At 66.3% G+C, this 13,475-nt stretch carries 14 protein-coding genes; 10 read left to right on the plus strand and 4 right to left on the minus strand.

Features of this window, described 5'->3' with window-relative positions:
• The first annotated feature begins 137 nt into the window (after positions 1-137).
• Positions 138-566 carry a DUF3151 domain-containing protein gene (locus QNM97_RS00635; RefSeq protein ID WP_283821139.1) on the plus strand — a complete coding sequence of 143 codons (429 nt, stop codon included), beginning with the start codon at positions 138-140 and terminating at the stop codon, positions 564-566.
• A 37-nt stretch (positions 567-603) separates the two neighbouring features.
• The gene (locus tag QNM97_RS00640; protein ID WP_283821140.1) at positions 604-1,707 is read left to right on the plus strand and encodes an FUSC family protein; all 1,104 of its coding nucleotides are present in this window, start codon (positions 604-606) and stop codon (positions 1,705-1,707) included.
• Positions 1,708-1,719: 12 nt separating this feature from the next.
• On the opposite strand, the gene QNM97_RS00645 is transcribed toward QNM97_RS00640, so the two are convergent.
• On the minus strand, positions 1,720-3,255 hold the full coding sequence (locus QNM97_RS00645; RefSeq protein ID WP_283821141.1) for a helix-turn-helix domain-containing protein: 1,536 nt from the start codon (positions 3,253-3,255) through the stop codon (positions 1,720-1,722).
• A 56-nt stretch (positions 3,256-3,311) separates the two neighbouring features.
• On the opposite strand from QNM97_RS00645, the gene QNM97_RS00650 reads away from it, so the two are divergent.
• The 6 genes from QNM97_RS00650 to QNM97_RS00675 all read left to right on the plus strand — a co-directional run bounded on the left by QNM97_RS00650 (position 3,312) and on the right by QNM97_RS00675 (position 9,832).
• Positions 3,312-4,304: an isopenicillin N synthase family dioxygenase gene (locus tag QNM97_RS00650; RefSeq protein ID WP_283821142.1), complete on the plus strand. Its 993-nt coding sequence runs from the start codon at positions 3,312-3,314 to the stop codon at positions 4,302-4,304.
• Positions 4,305-4,486: 182 nt separating this feature from the next.
• The gene (locus tag QNM97_RS00655; protein WP_283821143.1) at positions 4,487-5,479 is read left to right on the plus strand and encodes an isopenicillin N synthase family dioxygenase; all 993 of its coding nucleotides are present in this window, start codon (positions 4,487-4,489) and stop codon (positions 5,477-5,479) included.
• A 62-nt stretch (positions 5,480-5,541) separates the two neighbouring features.
• Positions 5,542-5,760, plus strand: coding sequence for a 2Fe-2S iron-sulfur cluster-binding protein (locus QNM97_RS00660; RefSeq protein WP_283821144.1), 219 nt, complete (start codon positions 5,542-5,544; stop codon positions 5,758-5,760).
• A 33-nt stretch (positions 5,761-5,793) separates the two neighbouring features.
• On the plus strand, positions 5,794-6,234 hold the full coding sequence (locus tag QNM97_RS00665) for a VOC family protein (protein ID WP_283821145.1): 441 nt from the start codon (positions 5,794-5,796) through the stop codon (positions 6,232-6,234).
• A 96-nt stretch (positions 6,235-6,330) separates the two neighbouring features.
• The gene (locus QNM97_RS00670; protein WP_283821146.1) at positions 6,331-7,707 is read left to right on the plus strand and encodes a uracil-xanthine permease family protein; all 1,377 of its coding nucleotides are present in this window, start codon (positions 6,331-6,333) and stop codon (positions 7,705-7,707) included.
• Between the two features lie 130 nt (positions 7,708-7,837).
• The gene (locus QNM97_RS00675) at positions 7,838-9,832 is read left to right on the plus strand and encodes an amidase (protein ID WP_502875069.1); all 1,995 of its coding nucleotides are present in this window, start codon (positions 7,838-7,840) and stop codon (positions 9,830-9,832) included.
• On the opposite strand, the gene QNM97_RS00680 is transcribed toward QNM97_RS00675, so the two are convergent.
• Positions 9,805-10,227 (minus strand): YrdB family protein, encoded by a 423-nt coding sequence (locus tag QNM97_RS00680; protein ID WP_283821148.1) that lies wholly within the window; start codon positions 10,225-10,227, stop codon positions 9,805-9,807. The two genes, QNM97_RS00675 and QNM97_RS00680, sit on opposite strands and share 28 nt — an antisense overlap.
• Before the next feature lie 230 nt (positions 10,228-10,457).
• Here QNM97_RS00680 and QNM97_RS00685 point away from each other — a divergent pair, with 230 nt between their 5' ends.
• Both QNM97_RS00685 and QNM97_RS00690 read left to right on the plus strand, forming a co-directional pair.
• Positions 10,458-11,399 (plus strand): cation diffusion facilitator family transporter, encoded by a 942-nt coding sequence (locus tag QNM97_RS00685; RefSeq protein WP_283821149.1) that lies wholly within the window; start codon positions 10,458-10,460, stop codon positions 11,397-11,399.
• A 100-nt stretch (positions 11,400-11,499) separates the two neighbouring features.
• Entirely contained in the window at positions 11,500-11,868 is a 369-nt protein-coding gene (locus tag QNM97_RS00690) for a hypothetical protein (protein WP_283821150.1), read from the plus strand.
• Positions 11,869-11,906: 38 nt separating this feature from the next.
• Here QNM97_RS00690 and QNM97_RS00695 read toward each other — a convergent pair whose 3' ends face one another.
• Both QNM97_RS00695 and QNM97_RS00700 read right to left on the minus strand, forming a co-directional pair.
• Positions 11,907-12,752 carry a site-2 protease family protein gene (locus QNM97_RS00695; protein WP_283821151.1) on the minus strand — a complete coding sequence of 282 codons (846 nt, stop codon included), beginning with the start codon at positions 12,750-12,752 and terminating at the stop codon, positions 11,907-11,909.
• On the minus strand, positions 12,749-13,435 hold the full coding sequence (locus QNM97_RS00700; RefSeq protein ID WP_283821152.1) for a hypothetical protein: 687 nt from the start codon (positions 13,433-13,435) through the stop codon (positions 12,749-12,751). The genes QNM97_RS00695 and QNM97_RS00700 overlap by 4 nt, the downstream gene beginning before the upstream one ends.
• Positions 13,436-13,475 lie beyond the last annotated feature (40 nt).

Here is a 13,475-nt window from a genome sequence, read left to right on the forward strand (position 1 = left end):
CTAGCGAACGGGCGCGCACATCATCACCTGGGGAGACTTGGTCATCCGATCGAACGGATGAATCCGACGTCGGCGTCTCGGGGTCGACCTCACGCGACGTGTCGTGGTCGCGCGCGTCGCGATGCTTGAATGGTGGGGTGACTTCCTTCGGAGACCTCCTGGGCCCTCAGCCCGTCCTGCTGACCGGCGACGACGAGGCCGAATCGGCGCTGCTCAATGGCGCCGAGCCGGCCGAGGTGGCCGCGCAGCACCCGACCGCGTCGATCGCCTGGGCGTACCTGGCCGAACGTGCGTTGAGCGGTACACCGGACACGCTCAAGGTGATCGAGGCCTACGCCTACGCCCGCACCGGTTATCACCGCGGCCTCGACCAATTGCGGCGGCACGGCTGGAAGGGGTTCGGCCCGGTGCCGTGGAGCCACGAACCCAACCAGGGTTTCCTGCGCTGTGTCGGCACGCTGGCACGCGCTGCCCAGGCGGTCGGTGAAGAGGACGAGTACCTGCGGTGCCTCGATCTGCTCAACGACAGCGACCCGAACGCCGCCGGGCAGCTCGGTTTGAACTGACCTCCGAGTCTTCTCACGACCCGGATTCGTGACGCCGATGACCACCTGGGCTCGCCGCCGCTACGAGGCACTGCCGCGGTTGTTGCGGGTGCGCATCCGCCGGCTCTGGTTGTCGGCGGTCCCGATTGCGCAGTGCGCCATCGCCGCCGGACTCGCATGGTGGTTCGCGTTGGAGGTGCTGGGTCACCAGCAGCCGTTCTTCGCCCCGATCGCCGCGGTCATCTCCCTCGGGCTCTCCCTGGGTCGCCGATGGCGCCGATCGGTCGAGCTCGTCGCCGGGGTCACCATCGGTATCCTCGTCGGCGATCTGTTGATCGTCGAAATCGGTAGTGGCGGTTGGCAGATCGTCGTAGTCGTGGCATTGGCGATGGCTGTGGCGGTCTTCCTCGACGACGGTCCGCTCATCCCGATGCAGGCGGCGTCGTCTGCAGTGCTGGTGGCGACCCTCTTGCCGCCGGGCGGGATCGGGGGGTTCCATCGGGCGATCGACGCCCTGACCGGCGGTTTGATCGGCATCCTGGTCGGGGCGTTACTGCCCGCGAATCCCGCGGCCCGCGCCCGCCGGGACGCCGCCACCGTCCTCGCGACGGTCCGCGATGCCGCGCGGCAACTGGCCGAGGGTATGCGTGCCGGTGACGAATCCATGGTGTTCGCCGCACTGGAGAAGGCGCGCGGAACCCAGGGAGCGATCAACACGATGCGGCAGGACATGAGCGGTGGCCGCGAGATCAGCACCCTCTCGCCCCTGTACTGGGGTTCGCGGCTTCGGCTGCAACGGATTTCGGCGACCGCGGACCCGATCGACAACGGGGTCCGCAACTTTCGGATTATCGCGCGACGGGCCCTGGGAATCACCCAGCGTGGTGAGGACGTGCGTCCCGAACTCATCGAGATCATCGGCGATCTCGGGGATGCGTTCGAGATCCTGCGCGAGATGATGCTCGCCGACCCGGGTCACTCGCCGGACCCGGCCGACGCCGCGCGCGTCCTGCGCACGATCGCCCGCAAGGCGCGAGCCGAACTCGTCGCCGAACGCGGGATGTCGGAGACCGCATTGCTCGCCGAGATCCGGTCGCTGCTCGTTGATCTGTTGATGGTCGCCGGATTGCGGCGGTCGTCTGCGGTGGCGACACTGCGTTGAACGTCGCGATGGTCACTCGTCGCTGTTGCTGTCGAGGGAGTACATGGTCAGTGCGGTGAAGACGGTGAGCCGGTTCTCGGGATCGGTGAGGATCGGTCCGACGACCTTCTCGATCCGCGACACCTTGGCGCGCAACGTGTTCGGGTGTACGAACAGCCGGCGTGCGGATTCGCTGACGTTGCAGTCGGTCGCCCGCAACACCCGTAGTGCCCGGCGTTGCTCCTGGGCATCGGCCGACGTGTCGGCGATCGGACCCAACGTGGTGGCCACGAACTCTCGGCGAGCGTGTTCGGGTAGCTGGTACAACAATGCGAGCACTCCGAGCTCCGAGTGCAGCGTCAAGCGGTTGATCGCTCCGGTGCGGCGTCCGACCGCCACCGCACGGCGGGCCTGCCGGAAAGAGCCCGGGATCCCACGAGGCGAGGACACCGCGTCGCCGACGCCCACGGCGATCGGAACGGTGATCGTCCGGCAGAGTTCCCGAAGGAAGACCGACAAGTCGACCCGATCGGAAATCAGTACGACGGCCAGACCGTCCTTGACCGCTGTCGATGAACTCGGATCGAAACGCGCTGCGACGGGCGCGATCTCGGATCGAAGCCGTCCGAGTCCCGGTAGGTCGACCGACACGTTGAACGGTTCGACCGCGATCGCCACCATGGCCTGATTGCCGAAGAGGTTGAGCCGAACACTGCGTCGAATGGCCTGCTCGCGTAAGGCCAGGTCATCGCCGAGGATGTCACGGAGTGCCCGTGAGGACTCGACGCCGCGTTCGTCGTCGGTCGCGTCGGAGATCCGGGCGTGCAATGTGAGGAGGGGACGTGCGGACTCGACCAATGCTCGCTGGGCATCCCCGAGCGCGTGGTCGGAATCGACGATCAGGTCTGCGTGGGTACCCAGGGGCATCACGATCGGTGAGCCGGCGGTGGTACGGCGGCTGCGAAAGCCCTTCCGGCGCAGCTCGACACGGGCACCGATGGCCTCCCCGAGAGCGTCACAGATCGCCGGCAGGTTGTCGGCGACCGAGAGGAGCCGAGCACTGAGCCCCTCGGGATCGGGCTCGGTGACATCGGCGTCGGATGGGCGCAACGCGTCGCGCAGGCGCTGTGCGAGGTGTGGGTCGCCCGACCGATCCCAGAGCAGCACACTGCCGAGTCGGCGTACGTGATCGATTACCAGGGGCGGCGGATTCACCGGTCGCGCAGGAGAGACGACGATCGCCGCCGGTCGGTACCTGCGGAACCAGCTCGTGAACAAGGGCAGCAGGTCGGGCAGCGGACCGTCCGGCCGGAGCGACGCCCAGCGCAGTACGACCACCGCGGTTGCGGCGTGGTCTTCGCCGGCGAAGACCGGTGCATCCTCGGCTCGAGGTTTCGCGGTCGAGCCGACATCGACGACATGCTCGAGAGGCGCCGTGGAGTCGGAATCCGGGGTCACGATGGGAGCCCCGGTGCGCGCGGAGAGGTCGGCCACGGTGAGTCCGATGTACCGAGGACGGCTGTGGTGACAACCGATTTCGGGCTCCGGTTCGATCGGGTGGGCGAGCATGCCGACCACTCCCTCGTCTGACTGCGAACTGCTACTGCATGTTGGACAGTAGTCGGATGACATATCTCCCGCCCGTCGACTTCTCCGCAGTGTGTGGTTCCTCCGCCGAAGATCGTCGTCGTCAGTTCGAGCTGCTCGACGTCGGGTTGTCCACGCTCGGCTATGTGCATCTGCGCTCGCACGGGATTCCGACATCGGAGGTGAGTGAGCTGTTCGACGTCACCCGCCGGTTCTTCGCGGCGCCCGAGTCGGTGCGCCGGGCGGTGGCCCAGCCTGCGCCTGAACAGGTACGCGGTTACTCGGGCATCGGTTCGGAGGGAATTGCCTACTCGCTGGGCGAGGAATCGCACGGAGACCTCAAAGAGAAGATGGACATCGGTCCGATCGACTCGCCGGTTGTCGGCGAACCCGGTGCCGACGACTTGGCCTTCCCGAATCTGTGGCCGTCCGAACCGGCAGGCTTTCGCGCCACGTGGGAGGCCTACTACCGGCATATGCAGCGCATCGGCGCCGGCTTGCTTGCTCTCACGGCCGAGGGCTTCGGGCTGCCGTCCGACTACTTCGTTCCGATGTTCGACCACGAGATGAGCATGTTGCGTGCATTACACTTTCCGCCGCAGGAGACCTCACCACTGCCATATCAGTACCGGGCGGGCACCCACACCGACGACGGGTCGTTCACCATCGTGTGCGCGGTGGCGACCGCCGGTGGTCTGCAGGTCTTCGATCGCGAGGGGGAGTGGCTCGACGTCACCACCACCCCTGATGACCTCGTGATCCTCGTCGGCGACCTCCTCGCCGAATGGATGGCCAACCACTGGTCGGCGACCGTACATCGCACCGCCAACCCGCCGCGGCCAGTGGGTTTCGACACCTCACGACTGTCTTTCGCCTATTACCAGCACCCCAACCACGACGTCGGTGTGACCGAACTCCCGCCGTTCGCCACGAGTGGGACTCCGGTGCAGCGCCGCCTCCTCGCCGGCGAGCACCTCGTGGAGAAGTACATGCGGCAGACCACCTTCGGCATGCGCGTCGGGCGCCCCTGAGTCGCGGGTTACGTCCGGTTGTCGAGATGTGTCGACGATGTGTACGGCTGTTTCGTCGGCATTTCGGCTGTGCCGTCTGCTCATCCGTCCGGCCGATAACCGGTGGTGCGCAACTCTTCTGACGGAAGACGTTGTCGGACAGACTTCTTGGGGTCAAGATGTTTCCCGGGAGGAGAATTTCCGTGTCTGTGGTCCCCATCATCGACGTCGCCGCACTCAAGGGCGGCGACGAAGACGCCAAGAACGAGGTCGGAAAGGCACTCGATCGCGCAGGGCGTGAGATCGGCTTCTTCCAGATCGTCGACCACGGTGTGCCCGAGGACGTCATCACCGAGATGTATCGGGTGTCCGACGAGTTCTTCGCCCTGCCCGACGACGAGAAGCAGCGGGTCCGGCAGCCCACCCCGGACGCCGTGCGAGGGTACTCGTCGGTGGGCCAGCAGGCGTTCTCCTACAGTGAGGACATCGCGCAACCGCGTGACCTGCACGAGAAATTCGACGTGGGCCCGGTCGACGTCGATCGCACCGACCCATACTTTTCCCCCGATCTCTCCGGACCGCACTTCCTGCCGAACTCCTGGCCGGAGCGACCGGAGGGCATGGAAGAGATCTGGACCCGGTATTTCCGCGAGATGAACGATCTGTCCCGCCGGCTGATGGGTGCCTTCGCGCGCGGTCTCGGCCTCGACCCGGAGTTCTTCGCGGCAACCATCGACCGCGACATCAGCATGCTCCGGGCGATCAACTACCCACATCTGGACCAACCCCCGCTTCCGGGTCAGATGCGGGCAGGCGCCCATACCGACTACGGCAGTCTGACCATCGTGCGTCAAGAGGATGCGCCCGGAGGCCTGGAGGTCTTCACCCAGGATGGGGACTGGGTGCCGGTGCCGGTGGTGCCCGGCGCGTTCGTGGTCAACATCGGTGACCTGATGGCGCAATGGACCAACGACCTGTGGATCTCCACCCGCCACCGGGTCCGGCCGCCGACGCCTGATGATTCGGGCGACACACGGCGGATGAGCCTGGTGTTCTTCCACCAACCCAACTACGACGCCGTGATCGAATGCCTACCGAGTTGCGTCGCCGCAGGCGAACAGCCACGCTACGCACCCATCACCTCTGGTGATCACCTGACCCAGAAGTTTGAGAAGACCATCTCGTTGGCGGGCTGATGACGATATCCACCGATGACACCTTCGAGATCGAATTACGTTCGAGCGGAGAGGTATTGACCGTGCCTGGCGAACGAACGGCATTGTCGGTGCTGTTCGAGGCGCGGGCAGGGCTCGACTCGAACTGTCTGCGCGGGGAGTGCGGAGCGTGCGTACAGACCGTGCTCGCGGGCACCCTGGACCATCGCGACACCGTCTTGTCGCCGCGGGCCAGAGCCGCCGGAAAGAGATTCATTCCCTGCGTCAGTCGGGCCGTCGGCAGGCTCGTACTCGACCTCTGACGCGACCCGACGTTGTGCGAACCGGAGGTTCGAATGCCCGATGTCCATCTGTCATTTGCGAGCATCATCACCGACGACATCGTCGGGCTCAGCAACTTCTATGCCGACCTCCTGGGCCTCGAGGAGGTGGTGTCGCTGCGATCAGAGCATTTCCGCGGGTTGGCCATGGGCGAGACCATCCTGGGTTTCAGTACCCCGAAAGCCTATGAGCTGCTCAATCTCCGAGCGCCCGCAGAGGTGTCGGGAACAGTGCAGTTCCTGACCTTCGAGGTCCCCACCGAATCCGAGGTCGACACACTCACCGCAGCCGCAACGGCCGCCGGAGCCCAGTGCGTCGCGGCTCCGCAGCGCACGTATTACGGTGCGTGGCAATCGGTTCTCCTCGATCCCAAGGGAAACGCCTTTCGCGTCAACCACCTCGGGGGCGACCATCTCGGGATTGCACCCCATGGAGTCGATGACGACTCGGTCTGAGTGCGCTGCACTCGTGCACATCATCACCGACAAGGGCGTCGGGCGGATTCACGCATCAACACCGTCCCGGCCCTTGCCGGACAAGGAGTGACAACAATGGACATGTTCACATGGCAGCGCACCGACGGGCGCGAGGTGGTGGCACCGAAACAGCGGCTACCGTGGCCCGGCACCATCGGCATCGGGCTGCAGCACGTGGTCGCGATGTTCGGTGCGACTTTCCTCGTTCCGGTACTCACCGGTTTCCCGCCGGCCACCACCCTGCTCTTCTCCGGCATCGGAACGATTCTGTTCCTGCTGATCACCCGCAACCAGTTGCCGAGTTACCTCGGATCGAGTTTCGCCGTCATCGCGCCGGTCACCGCGGCCGCCGGTTCCCACGGGCATGCCGGCGCCCTTGGCGGCATCGTGATGGTCGGAATCATGGTCATGATCGTCGGTGCCGTGGTGCATTTCGTGGGAATCGGCTGGATCGAGAAACTGATGCCGCCCATCTGCACCGGAGCGATCGTCGCGTTGGTCGGCTTCAACCTTGCGCCGACAGCCAAAGCGAATTTCGAGAAGGACCCGGTCACCGCGTTCGTCGTGCTTCTGCTGATGTTGTTGTCGCTGGTGCTGTTCCGCGGTTTGCTCGGTCGACTCGCGGTCTTCACCGCGGTGGTGGCCGGATACCTCATCGCATTGGCGCGCGGCGAGGTGGACACCTCGGCGATCGCCGGGGCAGGTTGGTTCGGGTTGCCGCACTTCACCAGTCCGTCGTTCCACTTCTCGCTGCTGCCCATGTTCATCCCGGTGGTCCTGGTGCTGGTCGTCGAGAACATCGGCCACGTCAAGTCGATCAGTGCGATGACCGGCACGAACAACAATCGCCACATGGGGCGTGCGCTCTTCGCCGACGGCCTGGCCACCACCATTGCGGGCAGTGGTGGCGGCACCGCCACCACCACCTACGCCGAGAACATCGGCGTCATGGCGGCGACCAAGGTGTACTCGACCGCCGCGTATTGGATCGCCGGCCTGGCGGCAGTGCTGTTGGGCCTGTGCCCGAAGGTCGGTGCCGCGGTCGCCTCGATCCCACCCGGTGTGCTCGGTGGGGCGACCGTCGCCCTCTACGGTCTCGTCGGCATCCTCGGTATCCATATCTGGGTCATCAACCGGGTCGACTTCTCACAACCCATCAATCAGTTCACCGCGGCGATCGCCCTCGTCATCGGGATCGCCGACTTCACTTGGACCATCGGTGATCTCAGCTTCGGTGGGATCGCGTTGGGAGCCATCGCCGCGGTTGTTGTCTACCACGCGATGCGAGTGATCGGGGGATGGCGCCGGACGGTCACCCCGCAGCCCGATCCGACTGCAGTGGACCTGGAGATCGAGGTGCCTCGCACGGACGAGTCGGCACGGTCGACGACCGATTTCGGGCCCGCCGAAGGGTCGGTGCATCGCCAACGGACGGGTTCGGTCGACCGATAAGCATGCGAATCCGTTTCGTCGACAGACAACAGGGTCGCGCTCGACGGTGGCCGCGCACGGTCATGCCGTGATACCGATGAAGCAACCGCACATCACCGTGCGGATGGTGACGAGAAAGGCCGGTGGGTCGATGGTGGACCGCGTTGACGTCGTGGAGATGAGCGTCGCAGAGATACTCGATGCGCTCGAATCCGGTGTCGTGACGAGTGTCGATCTGGTGTGCGCCTACCTCAACCGGATCGCGTACTACGACCGGACCGGTCAGTGTCTGCACGCCATCGCCGTCCTCAACCCGACTTGTCTCGACGAGGCCGCCGACTCCGATCGTCGCCGGAGGTCCGGAGCGGCCGGGCCGCTCGAAGGCGTCCCGTTCACCGTGAAGGACAGCTACAAGGTCAAGGGGATGACCGTGGCCTGCGGTTCGCCCGCGTTGGCCGACGTCGTCGCGGGAGAGGACGCCGCCACGGTCGCGCAATTGCGTGCTGCCGGTGCGGTGCTGCTCGGCAAAACCAACATGCCGCCGATGGCGGCCGGTGGTGTCCAGCCCGGCGTGTACGACTACGCGCGCAGCCCATACAACCCGGAGTTCCTCACCGCAGCATATGGTTCCGGGTCGTCCAACGGGTCCGGAACGGCGGTCGCGGCAAGTTTCTGCGGCTTCGGGATGGCCGAGGAGACGGTGTCGTCGGGGCGTTCGCCGGCCTCCAACAACGCGCTGGTCGCCTACACGCCATCCCGGGGTGTGCTGTCGATCCGAGGCAACTGGCCGTTGCGTCCCACCTGCGATGTGGTTGTGCCGCATACACGTTCGGTCGACGACCTGCTGATCCTGCTCGATGTGTTGGCGGTCGGCGACCCCATCCGTACCGGCGACTTCTGGCGAGAGCAGACCCGCGTCGCCTTGCCCGGCCCGGAGGAGGTCCTCCCGCAGCCGGTGCATCGTCCGCGACCGAGTCGACTCGACGGCGTGCGGCTCGGTGTACCGCGAATGTACATCGGCGAGGACCGTGTACCACTCGACCCCCCGGTGATCACACCGTCGGTTCGCGCGTTGTGGGACAGGGCATTCGGTGATCTGCGCGCGCTCGGCGCCGAAGTGGTGGAAGTCGACTTTCCCGTCGTGTCGAACTATGAGCAGGACCGTCCGAGTGCCGACGGGCTGGCCGAACGTGGCGTCGTCCCACCGAACTGGCGTGCGCTCGAGGGTGGCACGATCACCGCGATGGCACTTGATCAATTCCTGCGGGAGAACGGCGATCCCGCGTTGAACAGCTGGGCCGACGTCGACGGCGACACGGTGTTCCCCACCGACGATGCGCCGGTGGCGGTGTGGATCACCCGTGCGCGTGGCGGATTCGACTGGCAGCGGCTCGCCGAACTCGTCAAGCAGGGGCTTCCGGAGTCGTACGACGAGGTGGCCGGCATCGACCATCTGTTACGTGGACTCGAGCAGGCGCGCACCGCGGACTTCGAGGACTGGTTGACCGAAAATGGCTTGGACGCAGTGATATTCCCGGCAGCAGGGGGTGTCGGTCGCGCCGATCTGTTCTCCCGGGCCGAGAGTCGTGAGGAGGCCATGCGCAACGGCATCGTCTATTCCAACGGCAACCGGGTGCTGCGCCACCTGGGCATTCCGAGCGTGACGGTGCCGATGGGGGTCATGGGCGACATCCAGATGCCGGTCGGACTGACCTTCGCCGGAGCGGCCTACAGTGACGACAGGTTGCTGGATCTGGCGGGCGCCTACGAGGCCGCGACGACGCGCCGTGAACCCGCGTTCCTCACGCCGACGTTGCCCGCCAATCAGATCGAACCCGCCGCTGAAGTGGGCGACGGCGGATCGCCGGTGCCGACGTACTCGGTCGACATCGGGCGTACCGACCGCTCATGGGACGTGAAAGTTCTTGTGACCGAACCAGAGTCGGGGACCAAGCAGGCGGTCAGCGTATGGGCCGACGGGCACTTGCTGCGACCGGTCGAGGGCGAGTCCGGGCTCCATCGCGGGGTGGTGTCGCTGAGTCGCAGGCGACTCACCGACGAGATGTTGATCCTGGTGAAAGTCGGTGACACCGCCGCCATGAGCATCGAACCGCTCGATCAGGCTTTGCCGTCGATCCGTACCTGACCGATCGCGAAGACCCCGGCGGCGACCGCGAGACACCCGATCACGACACCGACGCCCAGTATCGGCAGGGAAGCGGCGGTGACCGCGCAGAGCATCGTCACGCCGACGGCCACGCGAGGTGCCACCCGAAGTCGCCGCGTAGCCTTCGGGGCCATCCAGCGACTCCAGCAGGCCCCGATGAGCAGCAAGGTGGCAACGGCCAGGCCGACCCCGCCGATCGGGCCCGCCGCCCGGGCGCCCCAGTGGTACCCGGCTGCCGCGCTGCCCGCCCAGAGAGCGACCTCGACGGCGAACACCCCGGCACCCCAGAGGTACTCGATGCCGTGGAGCGGCAATGGCGTGACGGCGCTCGAACGCGGAGAACGGGAGTTTTCGAGAGCGGTGCTCTTGGTCATGACCTGAGTATCCGTCCCGCGAACGTCCATTGCAAGAGCGGTGCTCTCGATTTCTGGGCGCCCGTACCCGATCGATGAAATGTGACGCACGGTCGACGGAAATGGGCGCACGATCGACGGAAATGGGCGCACGGTCGACGAGATTTGGCGCACGGTCGGCGGGGCCGCAGGGGGTTAGGTGCGCCTAAGCCTTGCCATATATGCGTAGTCATGCATATATTGGCGGGGTCATGGGACACTCACATTCACACTCCGCCGCGTCGTCGCACTCCCACAGCCATTCGCATGTGGACGTGGCCAATGCGTCGCAACGTCGTATCTGGCCGATGGCGGTGGCCGTCGGGCTGATCGGGTCGTACTTCGTCGTCGAACTCCTGGTCGGCATCGCGGTCAACTCGCTGGCGCTGATCGCCGACGCCGGACACATGCTCACCGACGTCGTCGCCCTGGTCATGGGCCTGATCGCGCTGCTGCTCGCCCGCCACGGAAAGCCCACCGACACCCGGACCTTCGGCTGGCACCGCGCCGAGGTGTTCACCGCGGTCGCCAATGCGGTCCTGCTGATCGGCGTCGCGGGTTTCGTCCTGTACGAGGCGATCGAGCGCATCGGCTCCGACCCCCAGGTCCCCGGTCTCACCCTGATCGTCGTGGCGTTGGTCGGCCTGGCCGTGAACGTGCTGGTGATGTTCTTGTTGCGGGCCGATTCTCAGGAGTCCATCGCTGTTCGTGGCGCCTACCTCGAGGTGCTGGCCGATGCGGTCGGCAGTGTCGGGGTACTCGTCGCCGGTGTCGTGGCGCTGACCACCGGATGGGGTTACGCCGACATCATCGTGGCGGTCGGCATCGCGCTGTGGGTCGTGCCGCGCGCGCTGCGGCTGGCCATCGACGCCCTCCGCATCCTCAATCAGCAGGCACCCACCCACGTCGACGTCGACCAGGTGCGTCGCGAGCTGTCCGAGATCCCGTCGGTCACCGATGTGCACGACCTGCACGTCTGGTCGCTGACCACGGGAATGGACGTCGCCACGGTGCATCTCGGCAGTGACCGTCCCAACGCCGAAGTGCTCCCGGCCGCGCAGGCGGTGCTCTCACGCCATGGGCTCGGTCACGCGACCGTCCAGATCGATCCCGCTGACGATCAGCACCGGTGCTCGGAAGACCTCAACTGGTGAGCGCGGTCATGGCGTGGCGACGGTTCGTTCGGCGTAACACTTGCCCGGTATGTGACGAATGTCCTTGTGACGTGGCCCCCACAGGAGAGCAGGTATTCGCATGAGCATCGCCGCACGTATCGCCACGGCCGTCGCCGTGTCGGGAATCGCCTTGGGCGCCGCCGTCGTTGCGCCGGGTGACGCGCAGGCCGCAACGCCGCGCGACTGCCGCATCTACAACTACTGGGCCGGGGCGTCGGTGAATTGCCCGGCCGGTGTCAAGGTGGTCCTCGAACTCGACTGCGTCGGGGCGGGCCGCAATTCCGGTGAGACACAGGGTGTCCGGATCTTCTATCACCGCACCAGCGCCGTGACCGATCGCAGTGGTTTCGCCGCCACCGACTGCGGTCAGGGCAGCTACATCGGCACGGGCGTCAACACCCGCAGCTGGGTCCGGGCGACAGGCGCCTTCTGGGAACGGGTGAGCTGACCCGGCGTCGCAACCAACGGAGCCCGACCAGCCGCTGCCTAGCGCCGCCAGAACAGGAAGGTGTCCCATCCCCACCCGGCCAGACCGGATGGGACGCCGGACAATTCGAACAGCCAGAAGATCAGGTCGAAGAACGCCTTGTTGAGCTGCGGGATGAACAGCAGGGCGAAGATGATCAGGAAGCCGTACGGTGCGACGGCGGCAGCGCTCTGCCGGGTCTGCGGCGAGAGATACGGCTCGATCGCGTTGTAGCCGTCGAAGCCGGGCATCGGGATCAGGTTCAGCACGGCGGCGGTGATCTGCAGGAACGCCAGCATCGCCAGTCCGTCCCACAGATTGATGCTGTCGGGGTTGGTGACGAACAAGCCGATGGGGCTGTCGACGAACGGACCGAACCCGCGGATCACCCCGAGCAGGACGACGGCGAGCATGATGTTCATGGCCGGACCGGCCAGCGACACGATGGTGCGCTGCGCCTTGGTGAAGCCGCGCTCGTTGAGGTACACCGCCCCGCCGGGAAAACCGATGCCGCCCAACAGGATGAAGAGCAATGGCAACCCCAGCGACAGGCCCGGATGGGTGTAACGCAACGGATTCAGGGTCAGGTATCCGCGCAACTCGGCGTCGCGGTCGCCGAATCGGTAGGCGGTGACCGCGTGGCCGAACTCATGCAAACACAACGAGATCACCCAGCCCGCGAGCACGAGCAGGACCACACCCAGGGTCGCCTTGCCCGACGAGCGATCGGAGCCGGCGGTCGCCGCGAGCCAGCCGCCGAGCACCGCCACCGCGATCAGGGCGAAGAACACGACGCCCGGCTGGATGGCGCGGGCCATCTCGGTCAGCGTCGGGTTGCGGCGTCTGCCGAAGGCGGGGCCGGTCATCGGGGGCACACCAGGTTGAGATCCACGTGATGACGGTAATAGGTGGACCGTTTGACCACCCGATCGGTGAGCACGCCCTCCCGCTCGACGACGATGTTGGTGCCGCCGGTCTGGATCGCCCGACCGTCGTGCCATCGGCCTCGCCGGGTCCAGAGGCCCAGCGTGCCGGTCTCCAGCCGTGCCCGCAGACCCGGCTCGTGCGGTGTGGGCTCGATCCGGATGCCGCGGACCTCGCCGGTGAACAGCCGGACACTGTCGACATAGCTCTCGCCGTGCAGTTGCGCACCCTCGGCGCCGAGATGCCGGGCCTCGCCCACCAGCACCGTCGCCGCGTCGTCGCGGATCAGCGGCAGCGCCACGGCGTCGCCGTGTTCGGCGAGATCGCGGGCCGCCGACCCGTGCGGCAACCCGTAGGCGCGGGTCGCGGCGGTGGGTCGATCAGCCACGTAGGCGACCTCGACGTCAAGGCGTTCGGAGAGCATCAAAGCGGCGATGACCTGCGCGAGGTGCGCGTCCGGGTGGGTCGACGACCCCCCATCGGCACCCGGCGGCTCGGCCGCGGGTTCCACGATCAGCCGGGTGACGGCGGGGTCGGCGATCCGCTGCGCCACCGCGTCCCGGATCGCACGGCGAGAAGTGGTCGACGCCGACACCTGCGACGACGTGATGACCGCGAAAGACATGGGAATAGGGTATCGAGCTGCCCGAACCAGTAGGGTTGTC

This window comes from Gordonia sp. L191 (assembly GCF_030077625.1).
GTDB lineage: Bacteria > Actinomycetota > Actinomycetes > Mycobacteriales > Mycobacteriaceae > Gordonia > Gordonia polyisoprenivorans_A.